Annotated in this window: 16 protein-coding genes; 11 read left to right on the forward strand and 5 right to left on the reverse strand. The window is 66.0% G+C overall.

Features of this window, described 5'->3' with window-relative positions; genetic code table 11:
• Positions 1-10 precede the first annotated feature (10 nt).
• From CR918_RS11560 to CR918_RS11585, 6 genes are all read left to right on the forward strand, one after another.
• Positions 11-532: a 3-hydroxyanthranilate 3,4-dioxygenase gene (locus CR918_RS11560; protein ID WP_099843012.1), complete on the forward strand. Its 522-nt coding sequence runs from the start codon at positions 11-13 to the stop codon at positions 530-532.
• A gap of 167 nt (positions 533-699) precedes the next feature.
• Entirely contained in the window at positions 700-1974 is a 1275-nt protein-coding gene (gene kynU, locus CR918_RS11565) for a kynureninase (protein ID WP_093819065.1), read from the forward strand.
• A 29-nt stretch (positions 1975-2003) separates the two neighbouring features.
• Positions 2004-3371, forward strand: a complete 1368-nt coding sequence (locus CR918_RS11570; RefSeq protein WP_099843014.1) for an FAD-dependent oxidoreductase — start codon at positions 2004-2006, stop codon at positions 3369-3371.
• Positions 3371-4810, forward strand: a complete 1440-nt coding sequence (sbcB, locus tag CR918_RS11575) for an exodeoxyribonuclease I (protein WP_033831506.1) — start codon at positions 3371-3373, stop codon at positions 4808-4810. Before CR918_RS11570 ends, sbcB begins: the two co-directional genes overlap by 1 nt.
• Complete coding sequence (locus CR918_RS11580) at positions 4807-5493, forward strand: DUF2461 domain-containing protein (protein WP_025876858.1); 687 nt, start codon at positions 4807-4809, stop codon at positions 5491-5493. The genes sbcB and CR918_RS11580 overlap by 4 nt, the downstream gene beginning before the upstream one ends.
• A gap of 73 nt (positions 5494-5566) precedes the next feature.
• Positions 5567-6118 (forward strand): DUF2939 domain-containing protein, encoded by a 552-nt coding sequence (locus tag CR918_RS11585; protein ID WP_099784740.1) that lies wholly within the window; start codon positions 5567-5569, stop codon positions 6116-6118.
• A 75-nt stretch (positions 6119-6193) separates the two neighbouring features.
• Here CR918_RS11585 and CR918_RS11590 read toward each other — a convergent pair whose 3' ends face one another.
• From CR918_RS11590 to CR918_RS11600, 3 genes are all read right to left on the reverse strand, one after another.
• Entirely contained in the window at positions 6194-7138 is a 945-nt protein-coding gene (locus CR918_RS11590; protein WP_033831508.1) for a 5'-nucleotidase, read from the reverse strand.
• A 46-nt stretch (positions 7139-7184) separates the two neighbouring features.
• Positions 7185-7958, reverse strand: a complete 774-nt coding sequence (locus CR918_RS11595; RefSeq protein ID WP_099843016.1) for an NAD kinase — start codon at positions 7956-7958, stop codon at positions 7185-7187.
• A 199-nt stretch (positions 7959-8157) separates the two neighbouring features.
• On the reverse strand, positions 8158-13134 hold the full coding sequence (locus CR918_RS11600; protein WP_099843018.1) for an NAD-glutamate dehydrogenase: 4977 nt from the start codon (positions 13132-13134) through the stop codon (positions 8158-8160).
• Positions 13135-13384: 250 nt separating this feature from the next.
• On the opposite strand from CR918_RS11600, the gene CR918_RS11605 reads away from it, so the two are divergent.
• From CR918_RS11605 to CR918_RS11615, 3 genes are read left to right on the forward strand one after another with little or no spacing between them, the layout of a single operon-like run.
• Positions 13385-14041 carry a TetR/AcrR family transcriptional regulator gene (locus tag CR918_RS11605; protein ID WP_099784744.1) on the forward strand — a complete coding sequence of 219 codons (657 nt, stop codon included), beginning with the start codon at positions 13385-13387 and terminating at the stop codon, positions 14039-14041.
• Positions 14041-15306 (forward strand): efflux RND transporter periplasmic adaptor subunit, encoded by a 1266-nt coding sequence (locus CR918_RS11610; RefSeq protein WP_025876844.1) that lies wholly within the window; start codon positions 14041-14043, stop codon positions 15304-15306. The genes CR918_RS11605 and CR918_RS11610 overlap by 1 nt, the downstream gene beginning before the upstream one ends.
• 14 nt (positions 15307-15320) lie before the next feature.
• Entirely contained in the window at positions 15321-18494 is a 3174-nt protein-coding gene (locus CR918_RS11615; protein ID WP_025876842.1) for a multidrug efflux RND transporter permease subunit, read from the forward strand.
• A gap of 156 nt (positions 18495-18650) precedes the next feature.
• Here CR918_RS11615 and CR918_RS11620 read toward each other — a convergent pair whose 3' ends face one another.
• Together CR918_RS11620 and CR918_RS11625 are read right to left on the reverse strand one after the other, a co-directional pair.
• The gene (locus CR918_RS11620; RefSeq protein ID WP_059064613.1) at positions 18651-18938 is read right to left on the reverse strand and encodes a hypothetical protein; all 288 of its coding nucleotides are present in this window, start codon (positions 18936-18938) and stop codon (positions 18651-18653) included.
• Between the two features lie 144 nt (positions 18939-19082).
• Positions 19083-20231 carry an acyl-CoA dehydrogenase family protein gene (locus CR918_RS11625; protein ID WP_032976311.1) on the reverse strand — a complete coding sequence of 383 codons (1149 nt, stop codon included), beginning with the start codon at positions 20229-20231 and terminating at the stop codon, positions 19083-19085.
• 135 nt (positions 20232-20366) lie between these two features.
• On the opposite strand from CR918_RS11625, the gene CR918_RS11630 reads away from it, so the two are divergent.
• Complete coding sequence (locus CR918_RS11630; RefSeq protein ID WP_032976312.1) at positions 20367-21296, forward strand: ArsR/SmtB family transcription factor; 930 nt, start codon at positions 20367-20369, stop codon at positions 21294-21296.
• A gap of 7 nt (positions 21297-21303) precedes the next feature.
• Positions 21304-22398 carry a homocysteine S-methyltransferase family protein gene (locus tag CR918_RS11635; RefSeq protein ID WP_059064614.1) on the forward strand — a complete coding sequence of 365 codons (1095 nt, stop codon included), beginning with the start codon at positions 21304-21306 and terminating at the stop codon, positions 22396-22398.
• Positions 22399-22445: the final 47 nt, after the last annotated feature.

Here is a 22445-nt window from a genome sequence, read left to right on the forward strand (position 1 = left end):
GGACACCCCCATGCTTGCCTCCCCCATCAACCTGCTGGGCTGGATCGAGGAAAACCGGCATCTGTTGAAGCCGCCGGTCGGCAACAAGATGATCGACAACGGTGATTTCATCGTGATGGTGGTCGGCGGGCCGAACAGCCGCACCGATTTCCACTACGACGAAGGCCCGGAGTGGTTCTACCAGCTGGAAGGCGAGATGGTGCTGAAGGTGCAGGAGGATGGCGCGGTGCGCGATATCCCGATCCGTGCCGGCGAAATCTTCCTGCTGCCGGGCAAGGTGCCGCACTCACCGCGGCGCCCGCCCGGTGGCATCGGCCTGGTGGTCGAGCGCAAGCGCCTGCCGCATGAACGCGACGGCGTGATCTGGCATTGCGAGCGCTGCAACCACAAGCTGTACGAAGAGTACTTCACGCTGCAGAACATCGAGACCGACCTGCCGAAGGTGTTCGCGCACTACCAGGCCAGCCTGGAACTGCGCACCTGCAGCGCGTGCGGCCACGTGGATCCATTGCCGGGACCAGTGGCGGCCTGACGGCGCTCCGCCCCCGGTAGATGCCCACCTTGGTGGGCACTTGTTCGCACGTGCGCCAACCAAGGTTGGCCACTATCGGATCATGCGGCGCTGGCGCTGGGTGCGCAGCTACCGGGTGATGCCCCAGGCGCTACACTGGCAACCCCGTTGCAGCCTGTTGCCCGACCATGTCCGACCTGCTCAGCCGCACACACGCCATTGCCCTTGATGCCGCCGATCCGCTGCGGCCGCTGCGGCAGGAATTCCTGATTCCGCGCCACGGTGGCGGTGAGCAGACCTACTTCGTCGGCAACTCGTTGGGCCTGCAGCCACGCGGCGCACAGGCTGCAGTGCAGGAAGTGATGAAGCAGTGGGGCGAACTGGCGGTGGAAGGCCACTTCACCGGGCCGACCCAATGGCTGTCATACCACCGCCTGGTCAGCGCACAGCTGGCCCGCGTGGTCGGTGCGCTGCCCAGCGAAGTGGTGGCAATGAACACGCTGAGCGTGAACCTGCACCTGATGATGGTCAGCTTCTACCGGCCCACGGCCGAACGCCCGGTGATCCTGATGGAAGCCGGCGCGTTCCCGACCGACCGCCATGCGGTGGAAGCACAGATCCGCTTCCATGGCTTCGACCCGGCCGACTGCCTGGTGGAAGTGCAACCGGATGAAGCCAACGGCACGATCTCGATGGCCGCCATCGAACGCGCGATCGCCGCGCACGGTCCGCGCCTGGCGCTGGTGCTGTGGCCCGGCGTGCAATACCGCAGCGGCCAGGCCTTCGACCTCGATGCGATCACCCGCGCAGCGCGTCTGCAGGGCGCGCGCATCGGCTTCGACCTGGCGCACTCGGTCGGCAACCTGCCGCTGCGCCTGCATGACGTCGCCCCGGATTTTGCCGTGTGGTGCCACTACAAGTACCTCAACAGCGGTCCCGGCGCAGTAGCCGGTGCCTTCGTGCACGAGCGCCATCATCGCGACACCACGCTGCCGCGCTTTGCCGGCTGGTGGGGCCACGACGAAGCCACCCGCTTCCAGATGGCACCGCAGTTCACGCCAGCGGTCGGTGCCGAGGGCTGGCAGCTGAGCAACCCGCCGATCCTCGGCCTGGCACCGCTGCGGGCATCGCTGGACCTGTTCGAACGTGCCGGCATGGAATCGCTGCGCAGCAAGTCGCTGGCACTGACCGGCATGCTCGACGCACTGGTACGCGCGCGCCTGCCGCAGGTGCTGGAAATCGTCACCCCGGCCGAGCCGGAGCGCCGCGGCTGCCAGCTGTCGCTGCGGGTGATCGGTGGCCGCGAGCGTGGACGCGCCCTGTTCGAACACCTGCGCGCCATCGGCGTGCTGGGTGACTGGCGCGAACCGGACGTGATCCGCATCTCGCCCACCCCGCTCTACAACCGCTACCTCGACGTGCACCACTTCGTCGAGGAAGTGGAAGCCTGGGCTGGCCTGTAAGCCGCCCTCCCCTACTGCTGGACAGTTCGTTGATCGCACATGCATCCCGCTCGCTGAGCATTGTCGGCGCCGGCCTGGCCGGATCCCTGCTGGCCATCCTGCTGTCACGGCAGGGCTGGCGCATCACCCTGTACGAACGCCGTGGCGATCCGCGCATCGCCGATTACGAAAGCGGCCGTTCGATCAACCTGGCCCTGGCCGAGCGCGGGCGCAACGCGTTGCGCCAGGCCGGCGTGGAAGACGAAGTGATGGCGCGTGCGGTGATGATGCGTGGGCGCATGGTGCATCCGCGCGAGGGCGAGCCGCGGCTGCAGCGTTATGGTCGCGACGACAGCGAAGTGATCTGGTCGATCCATCGCAGCGACCTGAATACCACGCTGCTGGAACTGGCCGAGCAGGCCGGCGCCACCGTGCATTTCCACCGCCGCCTGCACACCGTCGATTTCGATGCCGGCTACGCACGCTTCATCGATGATCGTGACGACAGCCCGCACGATATCCGCTTCGATACGCTGGTGGGTGCCGACGGCGCCGGCTCGGCGCTGCGTGCGGCGATGAACCGGCGCGAACCGCTGGGCGAGGACATTGCCTTCCTCGACCATTCCTACAAGGAACTGGAGATTCCGCCGAGCGACGATGGCGGCTTCCGCATCGAGCGCAATGCCCTGCATATCTGGCCGCGTGGCCACTACATGTGCATCGCCCTGCCCAACCACGAGGGCACCTTCACCGTCACCCTGTTCCTGCCCAACGATGGCGATCCGAGCTTCGCCACGGTCACCACCGGCGCCCAGGCCGAAGCGCTGTTCGCGCGTGAGTTCGCCGATACCCTGCCGCTGATTCCCAACCTGCGTGCAGACTGGGAGCAGCATCCGCCCGGCCTGCTCGGCACCCTCACCCTGCAACGCTGGCACCAGCAGGCACGTGCCGTGCTGATCGGTGACGCCGCGCATGCGATGGTGCCGTTCCACGGCCAGGGCATGAACTGCGCGTTCGAGGACTGCGTGGCGCTGGCCCGACATCTGATGGAGGCAGACGATCTGCAGAGTGCGTTCGCCGCATTCGAGGCCGAGCGCAAGCCGAACGCGCGTGCGATCCAGCAGATGGCGCTGGAAAACTATCTGGAGATGCGTGACAGGGTGGCCGATCCGGCCTTCCTGCTGCAACGTGAGCTGGAACAGGAACTGCAGCGGCGCTGGCCCACGCGTTTCGTCCCGCACTACACGATGGTGACGTTCCTGCACACGCCCTATGCCGAGGCACTGCGCCGCACCGACCTCCAGCGCGCGATGCTGATCGCCGCCACCGCAGGCCACGACACCCTGGACAACATCGACTGGAACGCACTGGAAGCGCAGATCCATGCGCAGCTGCCGGTGCTGGAGGGCGCGCACTGATGGCCGACAGCTTCCTGTTCTACGACCTGGAAACCTTCGGCCAGGATCCACGTCGTACCCGTATCTCCCAGTACGCGGCAATCCGTACCGACAGCGACCTCAATGAGATCGACACGCCGGTCAGCTTCTTCGTTCGCCCGGCCGATGATCTGCTGCCCTCGCCGATGGCGACGATGGTCACCGGCATCACTCCGCAGCAGGCGCTGGCCGAAGGCATCAGCGAAGCCGAGGCGTTCGATCGCATCAACGAGCAGCTCTCGCGCCCCGGTACCTGTGCACTGGGCTACAACACCCTGCGCTTCGACGACGAGTTCATCCGCTACGGCCTGTTCCGCAACTTCCACGACCCGTACGAACGCGAGTGGCGCAACGGCAACTCGCGCTGGGACCTGCTGGACATGCTGCGGCTGATGCATGCCATCCGCCCGGACGGCATCCACTGGCCCAAGCGCGAGGACGGCGCCACCTCGTTCAAGCTGGAGCATCTGGCCGAGGCCAACGGCGTGCGCGAGGGCGATGCCCACGAAGCGCTGTCGGACGTGCGCGCGACGATCGGCATGGCGCGCCTGTTCAAGCAGTCGCAGCCGCGCCTGTGGGACTACGCGCTGAAGCTGCGCGACAAGCGTTTCGTCGGCAGCCTGCTCGACATCACTGCATTGAAGCCGGTGCTGCATATCTCGATGCGCTACCCGGCCAGCCGCCTGTGCGCGGCACCGGTGTTGCCGCTGGCGGTACATCCGACCATCAACAACCGGGTGATCGTGTTCGATCTCGACGGCGACATCGATGACCTGCTGGAACTGCCCGCCGAAGTGATCGCCCAGCGCCTGTACCTGCGCGCCAGCGAACTGCCCGAAGGCGTGGCCCGGGTGCCGTTGAAGGAAGTGCACCTGAACAAGGTGCCGGCGCTGGTGGCCTGGAACCACCTGCGCGCTGATGACCACGCACGACTCGGGCTGGACGTGGCGGCGATCGAAGCCAAGGCCGAACGCCTGCGCGCGTTCGCGCCGCAGTTGGCCGAGAAGGCGCGCCAGGTCTACAACCAGCCGCGCGCGGCGAGCGTTTCCGATGTGGATGCATCGCTGTACGACGGCTTCCTCGGCGCCGGCGACAAGCCGCTGCTGGCACTGGCACGGACCACGCCCGCCGAGCAGCTGGCCGCACTGGAAGGCCGCTTCCGCGATCCGCGCCTGCCGGAACTGCTGTTCCGCTATCGCGCCCGCAATCATCCCGACAGCCTCGCACCGGAAGAACGCGAGCGCTGGAAGGCCTATCGCCGCCAGCGCCTGTTCGGTGAGGAAGGCATGGGCGAACTCAACCTGGCCCAGTTCCAGCAGCAGCTCGACGCGCTGGCAGCCGAGGCGCCCGACGATGCCCGCCGCGCCGCGCTGCTGCAATCGCTGCGTGACTGGGGCCAGCACCTGCAGGAGGACCTGTGAGCACCTATTTTTCCGATGCCAGTTTCAAGTTCCTGCGCAGCCTGGCGCTGCACAACGACAAGACCTGGTTCAACGACCATCGCCAGCAGTACGAAGACCACGTGCGGCAGCCGTTCCTGCGCCTGCTGGGCGACCTGCAGCCGGCGCTGGCCGAGGTCAGCGGACACTTCCGCGCAGACACGCGTGGCGTGGGCGGCTCGCTGTTCCGCATCCACCGCGACGCGCGGTTCTCCAACGATAAATCGCCGTACAAGACCTGGCAGGGCGCGCGCCTGTTTCATGAGCGTCGCCGCGAAGTGGCCGCGCCCTCGTTCTACGTGCACCTGCAGCCGGGCGAGAGCTTCGTCGGTGCCGGGCTGTGGCATCCCGAACCGGAAACCCAGCGCCGCGTCCGCCACTTCATCCTCGACAACCCGGGCAGCTGGAAGGCGGCTGCGCACGCACCGGCGCTGCGCAGGCGTTTCGACTTCGAGGAAACCGAGAAGCTGGTGCGCCCGCCGCGCGGCTTCCCGGCTGACTTCGAGTTCATTGATGACCTCAAGCACCGCAACTGGGTGATGTGGCGTTCGCTGGACGACGCCACGATGACCGGCCCGCGCCTGCTGTCCACGCTCGGCAAGGACCTGGCGGCGCTCGGCCCGTTCGTGGACTACCTGTGCGCTGCACTGGATCTGGAGTTCTGACCGGCGCCGGTGGCATCGCTGGGATCACCCGCCGTTCACCACCGGCAACCGTACTTGCGGCAGGCTGTGCAGCATGAAGAAGCTCATTGGCATCCTCGTTCTGCTGATCGCTGTGGTGGCCGCCTGGTGGTTCGGCGGCCCCTACCTGACCGTGCATGGCCTGTCCAAGGCCATCGAACAACGGGACACCGCCCGTCTGGAGCGCTACGTGGATTTCCCACGCGTGCGTACCAGCCTGCGCGCCCAGCTCAATGACTACCTGGTGCGCCAGGCCGGCCCCGAGGTGGCTGCCAGTCCCTTCGGTGCCCTGCTGTACGGGCTGGGTGATCAGTTGGGTGGCGCCGCGGTGGACACGATGGTCACGCCCACCGGCATCGGCGCGATGTTGCAGGGCCACGTCCTGTGGAAGCGCGGCCGCAACGAACTGCAGGGCGGCGAGGCCTTGGGTGCAACCGAGCCGGCGCGACCGCTGAAGAACGCCGAACACCACTTCGAAGCCCTGGACCGCTTCGTGGTCGACGTCGATCGCGGCCCCGGCCAGCCTCCGTTGAAGGTAGTGCTGGAACCGCAGGGCCTGCGCTGGAAGGTGGTGGACCTGCAGCTGGGGATGTCAGGCAGCCCGTAACCGGTAGCGCCGGGCCATGCCCGGCGTTTCCATGGGCGCCGCTGCGCTCGCCGGGCATGGCCCGGCGCTGCCACCTCACCCTTCGTTGGCGACACCATGCGGCACGTGGCCGGCGGCTACGTGTTCACGCGCACTGTCGATGTTGTGCTGCGAATCGTCAAAGAAGATGTCGGCACCGAATGCCTGCAGGAACGGGCCTTTGTGTCGACCGCCCAGGAACAGCGCCTCGTCCAGGCGCACGCCCCATTCGCGCAGGGTGCGGATCACCCGCTCATGCGCCGGTGCAGAACGTGCGGTCACCAGCGCCGTACGGATAGGCGCGCTGTCGCCGGCCGGGAACACTTCCTGCAGCGTGTGCAGCGCAGAGAGGAAGCCGCGGAACGGACCGCCACTGAGTGGCTCGCGTGCACGCTCGCGTTCGTGCCGGCCAAAGGCTTCCACGCCCTGCTCGCGCGAAATGCGCTCGCTCTCGTCCCCGAAGATCACCGCATCACCATCGAAGGCGATGCGCAGCTGCCCGGCCGGGCGGGTGATGTCGATCTGGTCGGCGGCAGCGGCAGCGGTCTCACCCGGCGGCTTGGGCAAGATGGTCGCCGCGGCGATGCCATGGCGAAGCGCGCTGCGCACCGATTCCGGATTGGCCGACAGGAACAGGTCGGTGCCGAACGGCTTCACGTACGGCCAGGTCGGCTCTCCGGCGGTGAAGGTCGCGCGGATGATGCCCAGCCCGTAGTGCTGGATGGAATTGAAGATGCGCAGGCCGGTATCGGCCGAGTTGCGTGACAGCAGGATCACTTCCACGCGCGGGTTCTCGGGACTGGCGCCCTGGTTCAGCGCCAGCAGCTTGCGCACCACCGGGAAGGCCACGCCCGGCCCGAGGATGTCGTCCTCGTGCTGGCGCTGGTACTCGGCATAGGCGGCCACGCCATCGCTTTCGAACAGCGCATGGCTTTCTTCCAGGTCGAACAGCGCACGCGAGGTCACCGCGACGGTCAGCAAACGGGGGGAGTTGTCGCCCATCGGTGGGGTCCTTCAAGCGGTCGGCAGTGCCGGCCGCCTATTGTCGTCAAAAAACGAACTGTTCGCTCAGGATCCGGTCTTCGAGGTTGTGCTCCGGGTCGAACAGCAGGGTCACCCGGTGCTCGCGCGACTCACGGATCGTCACTTCGACCACATCGCGGGTCTCGTGCGAATCAGCAGTGACGCTCACAGGACGCTTGTAGGGATCGAGCACGCGGAAGCGCACTTCGGTGTCGGCCTTGAGGATGGCGCCGCGCCAGCGCCGCGGGCGATACGGGGCCAGCGGGGTCAGGGCGATGGTGTGCGAGCCCAACGGCAGTACCGGCCCATGTGCGGAATAGTTGTAGGCGGTGCTTCCGGCCGGGGTGGCCACCAGCACGCCATCACCGATCAGTTCACCCACCCGCTCCTGGCCATTGAGGTCGATGCCGATATGCGCCGCCTGCCGGGTCTGGCGCAGCAGCGAGACGTCGTTGTAGGCCAGCGACCCGGTGGTGGTACCCGATTCGGTCAGCGCCATCATTTCCAGCGGGCGCAGGTGGGCCGGCTCGGCACGGGCGATACGCGCATGCACGTCGTCGTCGCCGCGGTACTGGTTCATCAGGAAACCCACCGTGCCCAGCTTCATCCCGAATACCGGCCTGCCCAGGTGTCCGTGACGATGCAGGGTCTGCAGCATGAAGCCATCGCCGCCGAGCGGGCACAGCACGTCGGCCTGGTCCGGGGCGTGCTCGCCATAGCGCGAGACCATCGCCGCACGGGCCATCTGTGCAGGTTCGGTGGTACTGGCCAGGAAAGCGATGCGGGGGGTGTCGCTCATCGGTGGATCCGGGGGAAGGCTCGGTGGAGAGCATAACCGAGCGCCGCTGCGCTCGCCGGGCATGGCCCGGCGCTACCTGCTCCGCCGTACATCGGTAGCGCCGGGCCATGCCCGGCGGTCGTCCGCAAGAAAAAACGGCCCCGCTTTCGCGGGGCCGTTCCGGTTCACGCATGCCAGGCGTGGCCTGGCACTACATCACTTACGCGCCGTGGGCAGCGAGCTGACCCAGGCGCTGCACCGCGACCGAAACGGTCGGGTAGTCCAGGGTCTTCTGCTCGGCCAGTTCGGCCAGCATCGCCAGGGTGAAGCGCAGGCTGCTGTCGTCTCGACCGATCCACGCGGCCACCTTGGCTTCAGCGGTGCTGCCCTTGGTGGCCAGCACCTGGCCGGCCAGGCTGCGGTGGTGTGCGGCCAGTTCGTCGCGCAGCACGCCACGTGCCACCGCGTGCCAGCGGCCGTTGACCTCCAGCGCGTCGATCTGCTCGAACAGCCACGGCAGCTGCAGGGCGTCGCCCAGGCGGAAGTGGATCTTGGAGACATCCACCGGCTTCAGCTCGCGGGTACGGGCCAGTTCGATGATGTCGAACGCCGGTTCCAGGAAGTGCAGTTCGGCCAGCTGCTGTGCCAGCGCCGACGGCAGGCCCTTTTCCTTCCACTCGGCCACCAGGGCTTCGTAGGTCGGACGCTGCGAATCCGGCAGCACACCCGAAGCAACACGGATGTCGTTGAACGGACCCTGGTAGCGGTTGACCGCCTCGGTGATGCCCGGCATCGGGCCCGGGCGCGACAGCAGCCAGCGTACGAACGAACGCTGCAGCTTCCAGATCACTTCCAGCGCGTCGATCTGCACCGACTCCGGCAGCGTGCCGTCGAGGGCATCGATCTGCGCCCACAGCGCGCGTGCGTCCAGCGTTTCGCGGCTGATGGTGTAGGCCTTGGCGACCTCGGCAATGGAGCGGCCGGTGTCTTCCTGCATGCGCATCAGGAAGGTGGCGCCCATGCGGTTGATGGTCTGGTTGGTCACGGCCGTGGCGATGATTTCGCGCTTCAGGCGGTGACGCTCCATCGCGTCGGCGTACTTCTTCTGCAGCGGGGTCGGGAAGTAGCGCTGCAGTTCCTTGGACAGGTACGGATCTTCCGGGATGTCCGAATCCAGCAGCTGCGCGAACGCCACCAGCTTGGAATAGGACAGCAGCACCGACAGTTCCGGACGGGTCAGGCCCTGGCCGCGTGCCTTGCGCTGGGACAGCTCGGCGTCGGACGGCAGGAACTCGATCTGGCGATCCAGCAGGCCCTGCTGTTCCAGGGTACGGATGAAGTGCTGCTTGGAACCCAGGCGCTTGACCGCCATCCGCTCCATCAGGCTCAGGGCCTGGTTCTGGCGGTAGTTGTCGTTGAGCACCAGCGCGGCGACTTCGTCGGTCATCGACGCCAGCAGCTTGTTGCGCTGCTCGACGGTCAGCTTCTTGGCCCGCACCACATCGTTGAGCAGGATCTTGATGTTGACTTCGTGGTCGGAGGTATCCACACCGGCCGAGTTGTCGATGAAGTCGGTGTTGAGCAGCACGCCGGCCTGGGCAGCTTCGATGCGGCCCAGCTGGGTCATGCCCAGGTTGCCGCCCTCGCCCACCACCTTGCAGCGCAGCTCGCCACCATTCACGCGCAGGGCGTTGTTGGCGCGGTCGCCGACATCGCTGTGCTGCTCGCTGGCGGCCTTGACGTAGGTACCGATGCCGCCGTTCCACAGCAGGTCGACCGGTGCCTTCAGGATCGCGCTCATCAGATCGTTCGGCGACAGCGCCTTGACGTTCTCGTCCAGGCCCAGCGCTTCACGCACCTGCGGGGTGATCTCGATCGACTTCAGGCTGCGCGGATACACGCCGCCGCCCTTGCTGATCAGCTTGGCATCGTAGTCCGCCCAGCTCGAACGCGGCACGGTGAACAGACGCTCACGTTCGACGAACGTGGTCGCTGCATCCGGGTTCGGGTCCAGGAAGATGTGGCGGTGGTCGAACGCAGCGACCAGGCGGATGTGGCGCGACAGCAGCATGCCGTTGCCGAACACGTCGCCGGACATGTCGCCGACGCCAACCGCGGTGAAGTCCTGGGTCTGGCTGTCACGGCCCAGTGCACGGAAGTGGCGCTTGACCGACTCCCATGCGCCGCGCGCGGTGATGCCCATGCCCTTGTGGTCGTAACCGACCGAACCGCCGGAGGCGAACGCATCGCCCATCCAGAAGCCGTGCGCGATGGCCAGGCCGTTGGCGATGTCGGAGAAGGTCGCGGTGCCCTTGTCGGCGGCCACCACCAGGTACGGATCGTCCATGTCATGGCGCACGACATCCACCGGCGGCACGATCTTGTTGTTGACGATGTTGTCGGTGATGTCCAGCAGGCCCTGGATGAACAGCTTGTAGCAGGCCACGCCGTTGGCGAAGATCGCATCGCGATCGCCGTTCACCGGCGGCATCTTGGCGAAGAAGCCGCCCTTCGCGCCGACCGGCACGATGACGGTGTTCTTGACCATCTGCGCCTTGACCAGGCCCAGCACTTCGGTACGGAAGTCTTCGCGGCGATCCGACCAGCGCAGGCCGCCACGGGCGACGGCACCGAAGCGCAGGTGGGTACCTTCCACGCGCGGGCCATACACGAAGATTTCGCGGTACGGGCGCGGCTTGGGCAGGTCCGGCACCAAGGCCGAATCGAACTTGAAGCTGATGACATGGCCGTGCTGGCCATTGGCATCGGTCTGGTAGTAGCTGGTGCGCAGGGTCGCATCGATCACGCCCATGAAGGAACGCAGGATACGGTCCTCGTCCAGGCTCGACACGCGGTCCATCAGCTTAAGCAGCGCTTCGCGCGCGGCCTGCATCTGCGCATCGCGGTCACCCTTGCGGGCGTCGACCACGGTCTTGAGCACTTTCAGGGTGGCCTCGTCGCCGGCAGCCAGCACCTCGAGGTGGGCTTTCAGCTGCGCTTGGCCGGCGGCGATGTCTTCCTTGCTTTCATGGCCGGTGGCCGGATCGAAGCGGGCTTCGAACAGTTCCACCAGCAGGCGTGCCAGCAACGGGTAGCGGGTGAAGGTGCCTTCGACGTAAGCCTGCGAGAACGGCACGCCGGTCTGCAGCAGGTACTTGCAGTAGCCACGCAGCATGGCGACCTGGCGCCAGTGCAGGCCGGCAGCCAGCACCAGGCGGTTGAAGCCATCGTTCTCGGCATCGCCGTGCCAGACGCGGGCAAAGGTCTCACCGAAGGCTTCATCGACGCTGGCCGCATCGATCGCACCAGCGGTCGACTCGACCTCGAAGTCCTGCACGTACACCGGCGCGTTGTCCACCGACAGGCGGTACGGACGCTCGGCGATCACGCGCAGGCCCATGTTTTCCATCATCGGCAGCGCGTCCGACAGCGGGATGTCATCCAGCTGGCGATACAGCTTCAGGCGCAGGCCATCGCCGGATTCGCGCGGCACGGCCTGCAGGCTCAGGCGCAGGTCATCCGGGCCGGTCAGCGCATCCAGCTGGCTGACATCGTTGGCGGCAACGGCGGTGCTGTTGTCTTCGATGTAACCGGCCGGCAGCGCCTTGCCGATACGCGCAGCGATGCGCAGGCCTTCGGCTTCGCCATGGCGGGTGACCAGCGCTTCGCGCAGGTCGTCCTGCCAGTTGCGCAGCACCTGGGCCAGCTTCTGTTCCAGTTCGGCGGTGTCGACATCGAGCATTTCGCCCGGCTTCGGACGCACGATCAGGTGCACCTGGGCCAGCGGCGATTCACCCAGCACCACCGAGCTGTCCACGTACTCGCCGTGCAGCGCTTCCTTGAGCATCGCTTCGATGCGCAGGCGCACGTCGGTGTTGAAACGCTCGCGCGGCAGGTAGACCAGCGCGGAAATGAAACGGCTGTACTTGTCGCGGCGCAGGAACAGGCGGCTGCGCACGCGCTCCTGCAGACCCAGCACGCCCATCGCGGTGCGGAACAGTTCGTCCTCGCTGGACTGGAACAGTTCTTCGCGCGGCAGGGTTTCCAGGATGTGGCGCAGGGCCTTGCCGCTATGGCTGGAGCCGGCCAGGCCGGACTGCTTCATCACGTGTTCGTAGCGCTGGCGCACCAGCGGGATTTCCCACGGGCGGCGGTTGTAGGCGCTGGAGGTGAACAGGCCGAGGAAGCGCTGTTCGCCGATGATCTTGCCCTTGGCGTCGAATTCCAGCACGCCGATGTAATCCATGTAACCGGCACGATGCACGCGCGAACGGGCATTGGTCTTGGTCAGGATCAGCGCGTCCTTCAGCCCGGACGTGGTGTTCAGGCCCTGCGCGGCCAGGGTCTTGACCGGACGTGCAGCGGACTTGTCCTTGCCGCGCATCAGGCCCAGGCCGGTGTCGTTCAGCGGCGCCAGCACGTCTTCCTTGCCCTGCTTCTCGACGCGGTACTCGCGGTAGCCGAAGAAGGTGAAGTGGTTGTCGGCGGCCCAGCGCAGGAATTCCTGTGCTTCCTTGCGCGAGGCAGCGTCGACCGGCAGCTGGCGGCTGCCAAGGTCGTCGGCCAGCGCCAGCGCCTTGTCCTGCATCGGCTGCCAGTCGCGCACGATGGCGCGCACTTCATCCAGCGCCTTGTTGATGGCCTGCTCGATGTCTGCCATGGCTTCGGCCGGCTGGCGGTCGATCTCCAGCAGCATCACCGATTCCAGCTGGCCCTCGCCGACCTTGGTCAGCTTGCCGGCCTTGTCACGGGTGAAATGCAGCACCGGGTGGCCCAGCACATGCACGCCCACGCCATGCTCGGCCAGCGACATGGTCACGGTGTCGACCAGGAACGGCATGTCGTCGTTGATGATCTGCAGCACGGTGTGCGGCGATTCCCAACCGTTGGCCTTCGCCGTCGGATTGAACACGCGGACATTGGCCTTGCCGGCCTTGCGGGCACGGGCGAACTCCAGCGTTTCGGCTGCGAGCGCGGCCCACTCCTCAGCGCTGTGATGGGGGAACTCGTCGGCCTCCATGCGCTTGTAGAAATCGGCTGCGAATGCCACTGCCTCGGCCTGGGCGGCCGCGGGGTAACGCTTGCGCAAGGCCGTGTACACCGGCTCCAGGGAGAAACCAGCGGTCACTGCGACCTCCGACTCAACTGGTTTGCTTTTGTTTTTCACGGTCTTGGCTGCGGTTTTTTGCGGTTTCATGGCAGAGCGGCGCGCTTGCTCAGTTGGGAAAATGAAATTGTAGCCCTACCGCACGAAAAGGCCTTGCTGCAGGACGGAATAACCAGATTCGGGTTTGCTGCGGTTTAGACGCCCTATTCAGTTCGCACCGGTATGGGCGTCGCAGTCGCGCAGCGTTGCCGACAGGATCGGCAAAACGTGTTACCGGAAGACACATGCGGCAACATCGGCGCGATTCCACAATCCTGAACTGGACGGTATAGTCCACCGCGTGAATCCGGCCTACCTTCCTGTCGCCCTCGACGCGCGTGATGAGCGCGTGTTCGACGCCGTGCGCGAACTGCTTGCCCGACAGGGCATGCAGATGAGCATGGACGCGGTCGCCCAGCATGCAGGCTGCTCGAAGCAGACCCTGTACTCGCGCTACGGCAACAAGCAGGCCCTGCTGCGGCGGGTGATGCAGCGCCACGTCGGCCACGCCACCGGGGCCATGCTGCGTGCACTCCGCGGTGACGACCTGCGTGGCAGCCTGCTGCAGTTCGCCACCGACTTCCTGGAGCACTTCAACCAGCCCCACGTCGGCCAGGCCTGCCGCCTGATCGCCGCCGATGCAGCACAGTTTCCCGAAGAGGCGCGTACGCTGTACCGGCACGGCGCCGGCGCGTTGACACTTCATCTTGCTGAATGGATTGAAACCGTTTGCAGTCGCGGGCTGCTGCGGCATGACGACCCGCACTTCATGGCCGAACTGCTGCTGAGCATGATTGCCGGTCAGGATTTCGACAAACAGCGCTTCCATACCCCCCATCGTGATGACGCTGCATTGCGTCGGCGCTGGGCAGAGTTCTCCGTCGATGGCTTCCTGCGCGCGTTCGCGCCGCAGCCCTCGCCGGCCCCGTCTTCAAACCAACCCCGGAGTTCCTCCTGATGACCGCCCCACTCCGCACCCTTGCCTTGACGTGCGCCGTTGCTGTCGCCGTAGCTGCCTGCAAGAAGCCGGAACAGCCGACGCCCCCACCGCCGGAGGTGGGCGTGATCGACGCCAAGCCGCAGACCCTGCCGCTGCAGCGCGAGCTGGTCGGTCGCCTGTCGCCGTTCCGCAGCGCCGATGTGCGCGCCCGCGTGCCCGGCGTGCTGCTCAAGCGCGTCTATCAGGAAGGCAGCGAGGTCAAGCAGGGCCAGACCCTGTTCCTGATCGACCCGGCGCCCCTGCGCGCCTCGCTCAACGCCTCCGAGGCCCAGCTGGCTTCGGCCCGCGCGACCTACGCCAACGCCAAGGTCGCCGCTGACCGCGCCCGTTCGCTGGCGCCGCAGAAGTTCGTGTCCAAGGCGGACCTGGACAATGCCGAGTCGGCCGAGCGCACCGCGCTGGCCGCGGTCAAGCAGGCCGAAGCCACCGTCACGTCCTCGCGCATCAGCCTGGGCTACACCGAAGTCACCGCCCCGATCAGTGGCGTGGCCAACAAGCAGCAGGTCACCGAAGGCGCGCTGGTCGGCCAGGGCGATGTGACCCTGCTGACCACCGTGGACCAGCTCGACCCGCTGTATGTGAACTTCTCGCTGAGCGTGGATGAACTGACCCAGCTGCGTGCGCAGCAGGCCAAGGGCACCCTGGCCCTGTCCGGCGACGGCAAGGCCACGGTCAACGTCAAACTGGCCGACGGCAGCACCTACAGCGAGCCGGGCACGCTGGACTTCTCCTCGACCACGGTCGACCCGGCCACCGGCGCGGTGTCGCTGCGCGCGGTGCTGCCGAACCCGCAGAAGATCCTGCTGCCGGGCGCCTTCGTCAGCTTCCAGGCCAACCTGGGCGAGCGCAACAATGCCTACCTGGTGCCGCAGCAGGCCCTGCTGCGTGACACCAACGGCGGCTATGTGATGGTGGTGGGTGCCGACGGCAAGGTCGTCCGCAAGAACGTCAAGACCGACGGCGCGCAGAACGGCAACTGGCTGGTCAGCGAGGGCCTGGCCGCGGGTGACAAGGTGGTCGTCGCCGGCGTGCAGAAGGTCAAGGAAGGCACGCCGGCCACGGCCAAGCCGTGGACCCCGGGCCAGGACGCCAACGGCAAGCCTGCCGCCGGCGGCGCTGCTCCGGGCGCGCCTGCCGCAGCTCCGGCCGACGCCAAGGCACCGGCCAAGGCTGACCAGGCCGACAAGGCCGAGCCGGCCGCCACCGAATCGAACAAGCAGTAACGGGACCTTCCGTCATGCCTAAATTTTTCATCGAACATCCAGTCTTCGCCTGGGTGGTGGCGATCCTGATCTCGCTCAGCGGCGTGATCGCGATCCTCAACCTCGGCGTGGAGTCCTACCCCAACATCGCCCCGCCGCAGGTGACCGTCTCGGCCACCTATCCGGGTGCAAGTGCGGATACCACGGAGAAATCGGTCACCCAGGTGATCGAGCAGCAGCTGACCGGCATCGATCACCTGCTGTACTTCAGCTCCTCATCGGCCTCCAACGGCCGCGCGTCGATCACCCTGACCTTCGAGACCGGTACCGATCCGGACATCGCCCAGGTGCAGGTGCAGAACAAGGTCTCGCTGGCCACGCCGCGACTGCCTTCGGAAGTCACCCAGCAGGGTGTGGTGGTGGCCAAGGCCAACGCCGGCTTCCTGATGGTGGTGGCGCTGCAGTCCGATACGCCGACGATCAACCGTGACGCACTGAACGACATCGTCGGTTCGCGCGTGCTCGACCAGGTCTCGCGCATCCCCGGCGTCGGCAGCACCCAGCAGTTCGGTTCCGAGTACGCCATGAACATCTGGCTCAACCCGGAAAAGATGCAGGGCTATGGCCTGTCGGCCAGCCAGGTGCTGGCGGCAGTACGCGCGCAGAACGTGCAGTTCGCCGCCGGTGCGCTGGGCTCCGACCCGTCGCCGGAAGGCCAGCACTTCACCGCCACGGTGTCGGCCGAAGGCCGCTTCAGCTCGCCGCAGGAGTTCGAGAACATCATCCTGCGCGCCAATGCCGATGGCTCGCGCGTGCTGCTGAAGGACATCGCCCGCGTCGCCTTCGGTGCCAACAACTACGGCTTTGATACCCAGTACAACGGCAAGCCCACCGGTGCCTTCGCCATCCAGCTGCTGCCGGGCGCCAACGCCCTGAACGTGGCCGAGGCGGTGCGCGGCAAGATGGACGAGCTGCAGCCCAGCTTCCCGGCCGGCGTCACCTGGTTCTCGCCGTACGACAGCACCACCTTCGTCAAGATCTCGATCCAGGAAGTGGTCAAGACCCTGTTCGAAGCGGTGTTGCTGGTGTTCCTGGTGATGCTGATCTTCCTGCAGAACTTCCGCGCCACCCTGATCCCGACCCTGGTCATCCCGGTGGCCCTGCTGGGTACGTTCCTGGGCATGTGGATGATCGGCTTCACGATCAACCAGCTGACCCTGTTTGCGATGGTGCTGGCGATCGGCATCGTGGTCGATGACGCGATCGTGGTGATCGAGAACGTCGAACGCATCATGACCGAGGAAGGCCTGGCGCCGAAGCCGGCCACGCAGAAGGCGATGACCCAGATCACCGGTGCGGTGGTGGCCATCACCGTCGTGCTGGCGGCGGTGTTCATCCCCTCGGCCCTGCAGGGCGGTGCGGCCGGTGAGATCTACAAGCAGTTCGCCCTGACCATCGCCATCTCGATGGCGTTCTCGGCGTTCCTGGCGCTGGGTTTCACCCCGGCGCTGTGCGCGACGTTCCTCAAGCCGACGCACAACGACAACCCGAACATCGTCTACCGCACCTTCAACAAGTACTACGACAAGATCAGCCACACCTATGTGGGCCACATCACCTCCGCGGTGCGCCATGCACCACGCTGGATGATCCTGTTCGTGGTGCTGACCGCGCTGTGCGGTTTCCTGTTCACCCGCATGCCGGGCAGCTTCCTGCCTGAGGAAGACCAGGGCTATGCACTGGCGATCGTGCAGTTGCCGCCGGGCTCGACCAAGAGCCAGACCAACGAAGCGTTCGCACAGATGCGCGGCATCCTGGAAAAGCAGGATGGCTATGAAGGCATGCTGCAGGTGGCCGGCTTCAGCTTCGTCGGCTCCGGCGAGAACGTGGGCATGGGCTTCATCCGCCTGAAGCCGTGGGAAGAGCGCAAGTTCACTGCTCCGGAATTCATCCAGAACATGAACGGCGCGTTCTACGGCATCAAGGAAGCGCAGATCTTCGTGGTCAACCTGCCGACCGTGCAGGGCCTTGGCCAGTTCGGTGGCTTCGACATGTGGCTGCAGGACCGCAGCGGTGCCGGTTACGAGCAGCTGACCCAGGCCCGCAACATCCTGCTCGGCCAGGCCGCGCAGAAGCCGGACCACCTGGTGGGCGTGCGCCCGAACGGCCTGGAAAACGCCCCGCAGCTGCAGCTGCACGTGGACCGCGTGCAGGCGCAGTCGATGGGCATGTCGGTGTCGGACGTGTACAGCACCATCCAGCTGATGCTGGCCCCGGTGTACGTCAACGACTTCTTCTACGAAGGCCGCATCAAGCGCGTGACCATGCAGGCTGATGGTCCGTACCGCACTGGCCAGGAATCGCTGAAGAGCTTCTACAGCCCGTCCAGCCTGACCACCAATGCCGATGGCACCAACGCGATGATTCCGTTGAGCACGGTGGTCAAGTCCGAATGGGTCTCGGCACCGCCGTCGCTGAGCCGCTACAACGGCTACTCGGCGATCAACATCGTCGGCTCGCAGGCACCGGGCACCAGCTCGGGTGAAGCGATGCAGACCATGGAAGGCATCGTCAACGACGACCTGCCGGCGGGCTTCGGCTACGACTGGTCCGGCCTGTCCTACCAGGAAATCCTGGCAGGCAACGCCGCGACGCTGCTGCTGGTACTGTCCATCGTGGTGGTGTTCCTGTGCCTGGCCGCGCTGTATGAAAGCTGGTCGATCCCGGTGGCGGTGCTGCTGGTGGTACCGCTTGGCGTTCTGGGCGCACTCGCCCTGTCGATGATGCGTGGCCTGCCGAACGATCTGTTCTTCAAGATCGGCCTGATCACGGTGATCGGCCTGGCCGCGAAGAACGCGATCCTGATCGTGGAGTTCGCGGTGGAGCAGCGTGCGGCGGGCAAGACCCTGCGCGATGCCACCATCGAAGCGGCGCGCCTGCGATTCCGCCCGATCCTGATGACGTCCTTCGCGTTCATCATGGGCGTCATCCCGATGGCGATCTCCACCGGTGCCGGCGCCAACTCGCGCCACGCCATCGGTACCGGCGTGATCGGCGGCATGCTGTTCGCCACCCTGCTCGGCCTGCTGATGATCCCGGTGTTCTTCGTGGTCGTGCGCCGCATGCTGGGCGACAAGCTGGATGAACCGTCGAAGGAATTCCTCGGCCGCCAGCGTGATGCGGAAAGCGCCCACCGCCCGGATCGTTGATCCGGCGGTAAATTGAAACGAGAAAGGCCCCGGAGCGATCCGGGGCCTTTTTCTTTGCTGCTTTTGAATCCATGCCAACCAAGGTTGGCATGGATTCAAAAGCAGCGGCATGCCAGGTAGCCGCCAACCTTGGTTGGCGCTCTCCAAGGCGACGTGTCAGCGCAGCAGCGAGATCATCACGCACACTGCAACGATCACCAATGCGACCCATTGCATGGGCACGAAGAAGAAATGATGGGGCGCGGCCTCCCCCTTCAGCCGCGGCGCACGGTTGAGCCACAGCCCCAGCAGCACGTTCACTGCCGCACCGATGCCACCACCCAGCAGCACCTGCTGCAGCGGGATGTTGCCCTTGGCGCCGTCGTGCGGGAAGAAGTAAGCCAGCAACAGGATGCCTGCAATCGGCGTCACCAGCGTCATGAAGCCCCAGCCGCGGTAGATCATGCGGTATCTCCAGAAAAAACGATCCGCATTGCAGCAGCATGCATCCTGGAAAGCCAGAGGGGCATGCCATCTGGGCACAACGCCATCCACGCATGGCGTGGATCTACTGCCGCGCCGCCATTGCAGCGGCGCGGCACGGGAAAATCAACGCAGCCCGGTTTCGTTGCGGGCAATCACCAGGCGCTGGATTTCCGAAGTGCCTTCGTAGATCTCGGTGATCTTGGCATCACGGAAGTAGCGCTCCAGCGGCATTTCCTTGGAGTAGCCCATGCCACCATGGATCTGTACGGCCTGGTGGGTGATCCACATTGCCGCTTCCGAAGCAGTCAGCTTGGCGATGGCGGCCTCGTTGCTGAAGCGCTTGCCCTCGCCCTTCACCCATGCCGCACGCAGGGTCAGCAGCAGCGCCGCATCCAGCTTGCACTTCATGTCGGCAATTTTCGCCTGGGTCATCTGGAAGGTACCGATGGCCGCACCGAAGGCCTTGCGGTCCTTCACATACTCCAGGGTCGCTTCATAGGCGGCGCGCGCGATGCCGATCGCCTGCGAGGCAATGCCGATGCGGCCGGCGTCAAGCACGCCCATGGCGATCTTGAAGCCCTCCCCTTCCTGCCCCAGCACGTCTTCGGGCTGCGCCACGTAATCGTTGAACTCGATCTCGCAGGTGGCCGAGGCACGGATGCCCAGCTTCGGTTCGGTCTTGCCGCGGCCGAAACCGGCCTTGTCGGTGTCGATCATGAACGCGGTGATGCCACGTGCGCCCTTGTCCGGCTCGCTCATCGCGAACAGCACGATGTACTTGGCCACCGGGCCGGAAGTGATCCAGCTCTTCTTGCCATTGATGACATAGCTGCCGTCGGCCTGCTTGACCGCGCGGCAACGCATGGCAGTGGCGTCCGAGCCCGACTGTGGCTCGGTCAGCGCGAATGCACCGATGGCCTCGCCTTCGGCGATGGCGCGCACGTACTTCTGCTTCTGCGCTTCGCTGCCATGGGTCAGGATGCCATTGCAGAACAGCGAATTGTTGACCGACATGATGGTCGAATGCGCAGCATCACCGGCGGCGACCTCCACCATCGCCAGCACGTACGCGATCGGGTCCATGCCCGCGCCACCGTATTCGGTCGGCACTTCGATGCCCATCAGGCCGTTCTCGCCCAGCAGGCGGATGTTGTCCAGCGGGAACTCACCGGTACGGTCATGGTGCTCCGCGCTCGGGGCGATCTTCTCCTGCGCGATCCGGCGCGCAACGTCCTGCAGCATCAACTGCTCTTCGGTAAAGCTGAAATCCACAACACCCTCCCGGGAAAATGGTTCGCCGATTGTACCGGGGGCGGGGCATTGGCGGCTGACTCGACCCTGGCGGCGGCTTGACCGGGCAGCCCCCCGTCAGCGAATATATCTCTATATCGCGATAGGTAGATGTTTATGGATCTGGAAGACTGGTCGACCCGCCTGAAGGTGTTCGCCGATGCTACCCGCGTGCGCCTGCTGGCGCTGCTGGAGCAGGAAGAGCTGACCGTGGCCGAGCTTTCGGCCATCACCCGGTTGGCGCAACCGCGGGTATCGACTCATCTGGCGCGCCTGAAGGAAGCCGGCCTTGTGCGCGACCGCCGTGCGGGCGTGTCGGCCTACTACCGCTTCGACGAGGCCCAGCTGGACCCGGCGCAGCGTGCATTGTGGCATGCCCTGAGCAACGGAAGCGACGACCCGTTGCTGCGCCAGGATGCTGAACGGGTAGCGGCGGTGCTCGCCCACCGCGCTGCCGACCAGAACTGGGCCGACAGCGTGGCCGGCGACATGGAGCGCCACTACTCCCCGGGCCGCACCTGGGAAGCGCTGGCGCGCACCGCGCTGCCATTGCTGGAAACCGGCGACGTGCTGGATATCGCCTCCGGCGACGGTGTGCTGGCCGAACTGGTCGCCCCGCACGCCAGGCGCTACATCTGCATCGATACCAGTGCGCGCGTGGTGGCCGCCGCCAGCGAACGCCTGCGCCGCCTGCCGAACGTGGAAGTCCGCGAGGGCGACATGCATGCCCTGCCCTTCAAGGACCGCAGCTTCGACCTTGTGGTGCTGATGCACGCCCTGACCTACGCCAGCAAGCCGGCGCAGGCGGTCACCGAAGCCGCGCGCGTGCTGCGCCCGGGCGGTCGCCTGCTGCTGTGCAGCCTGGCCCGCCACGAGCACAAGGCCGCGGTCGATGCTTATGGCCATGTCAACCTCGGCTTCAGCGACAAGGAGCTGAAGAAGTTCGTCGACAAGGCCGGCCTGCAGGTCTCCAACCTGGAAACGGTCACCCGCGAAAAACGCCCGCCGCATTTCGAAGTGATCTCGCTGATCGCCAACAAACCCTGAGGTCGATATGCCCGCATTGCCCTGGCTGCACCCGGAACGCGTGGAATCGCTGCTCGCTGCCCTGCGTGATCGGATCCTGATCATCGACGGCGCGATGGGCACGATGATCCAGCGCCACGGCCTGCAGGAAGAGGATTACCGGGGCGAGCGCTTCGCCGGCGGTTACGACCACGCCCATGGGCCCGGCTGCGACCACGGCGGCACACCCGAAGGCCACGACCTGAAGGGCAACAACGACCTGTTGCTGCTGACCCGGCCGGAGGTCATCGCCGGCATCCACACCGCCTACCTGGAAGCGGGCGCGGACCTGGTGGAAACCAACACCTTCAACGCCACCTCGGTCAGCCAGGCCGACTACCACCTCGAACACCTGGTGTACGAGCTGAACAAGGCAGGTGCGGCCGTCGCACGTGCCTGCTGCGATGCGGTGGCGGCCACCACACCGGACAAGCCGCGCTTCGTCATCGGCGTGCTCGGCCCGACCAGCCGCACCGCTTCGATCAGCCCGGACGTCAACGATCCCGGCTTCCGCAACACCAGTTTCGATGAGCTGCGCGGCACCTACCGCGAAGCCATCGATGGCCTGATCGATGGTGGCGCCGACACGATCATGGTCGAGACCATCTTCGATACGCTCAACGCCAAGGCTGCGCTGTACGCCATCGAGGAGGCCTTCGATGCACGTGGCGCGCGGCTGCCGATCATGATTTCCGGCACCATCACCGATGCTTCCGGGCGCACCCTGTCCGGACAGACCGCCGAGGCGTTCCAGGCGTCACTCGCGCATGCACGGCCGTTGTCGATCGGCCTGAACTGCGCACTCGGCGCCGATGCCATGCGTCCGCACGTGGAAACCCTGTCGCAGGTGTCGGACTGCTACGTCAGTGCCCATCCCAACGCCGGCCTGCCCAATGCATTCGGTGAGTACGACGAAACACCCGAGGAAATGGCCGCCACCCTGCGTGGCTTTGCCGAAGATGGCCTGCTCAACCTGGTCGGCGGCTGCTGTGGCTCCACACCGGACCACATCCGCGCGATCGCGCTGGCGGTGGCCGGGCTGCCGCCCCGCGCCCTGCCTGCCGCCCAGGTGCAGGCGGCATGAACACCTCCGCCCCCTCCCGCACGTCCCCCTGTTGCCGCTGAGTTGCC

The organism is Stenotrophomonas indicatrix (assembly GCF_002750975.1).
In the GTDB taxonomy this organism is placed as follows: Bacteria; Pseudomonadota; Gammaproteobacteria; order Xanthomonadales; family Xanthomonadaceae; genus Stenotrophomonas; species Stenotrophomonas indicatrix.

What these genes read in the sequence shown, in the direction of transcription:
- CR918_RS11560 (WP_099843012.1), top strand. Translation starts at nt 11, where the DNA reads ATGCTTGCCTCCCCCATCAACCTGCTGGGCTGGATCGAGGAAAACCGG.
- kynU (WP_093819065.1), top strand. Translation starts at nt 700, where the DNA reads ATGTCCGACCTGCTCAGCCGCACACACGCCATTGCCCTTGATGCCGCC.
- sbcB (WP_033831506.1), top strand. Translation starts at nt 3,371, where the DNA reads ATGGCCGACAGCTTCCTGTTCTACGACCTGGAAACCTTCGGCCAGGAT.
- CR918_RS11585 (WP_099784740.1), top strand. Translation starts at nt 5,567, where the DNA reads ATGAAGAAGCTCATTGGCATCCTCGTTCTGCTGATCGCTGTGGTGGCC.
- CR918_RS11590 (WP_033831508.1), bottom strand. Translation starts at nt 7,138, where the DNA reads ATGGGCGACAACTCCCCCCGTTTGCTGACCGTCGCGGTGACCTCGCGT.
- CR918_RS11595 (WP_099843016.1), bottom strand. Translation starts at nt 7,958, where the DNA reads ATGAGCGACACCCCCCGCATCGCTTTCCTGGCCAGTACCACCGAACCT.
- CR918_RS11600 (WP_099843018.1), bottom strand. Translation starts at nt 13,134, where the DNA reads ATGAAACCGCAAAAAACCGCAGCCAAGACCGTGAAAAACAAAAGCAAA.
- CR918_RS11610 (WP_025876844.1), top strand. Translation starts at nt 14,041, where the DNA reads ATGACCGCCCCACTCCGCACCCTTGCCTTGACGTGCGCCGTTGCTGTC.
- CR918_RS11615 (WP_025876842.1), top strand. Translation starts at nt 15,321, where the DNA reads ATGCCTAAATTTTTCATCGAACATCCAGTCTTCGCCTGGGTGGTGGCG.
- CR918_RS11620 (WP_059064613.1), bottom strand. Translation starts at nt 18,938, where the DNA reads ATGATCTACCGCGGCTGGGGCTTCATGACGCTGGTGACGCCGATTGCA.
- CR918_RS11630 (WP_032976312.1), top strand. Translation starts at nt 20,367, where the DNA reads ATGGATCTGGAAGACTGGTCGACCCGCCTGAAGGTGTTCGCCGATGCT.
- CR918_RS11635 (WP_059064614.1), top strand. Translation starts at nt 21,304, where the DNA reads ATGCCCGCATTGCCCTGGCTGCACCCGGAACGCGTGGAATCGCTGCTC.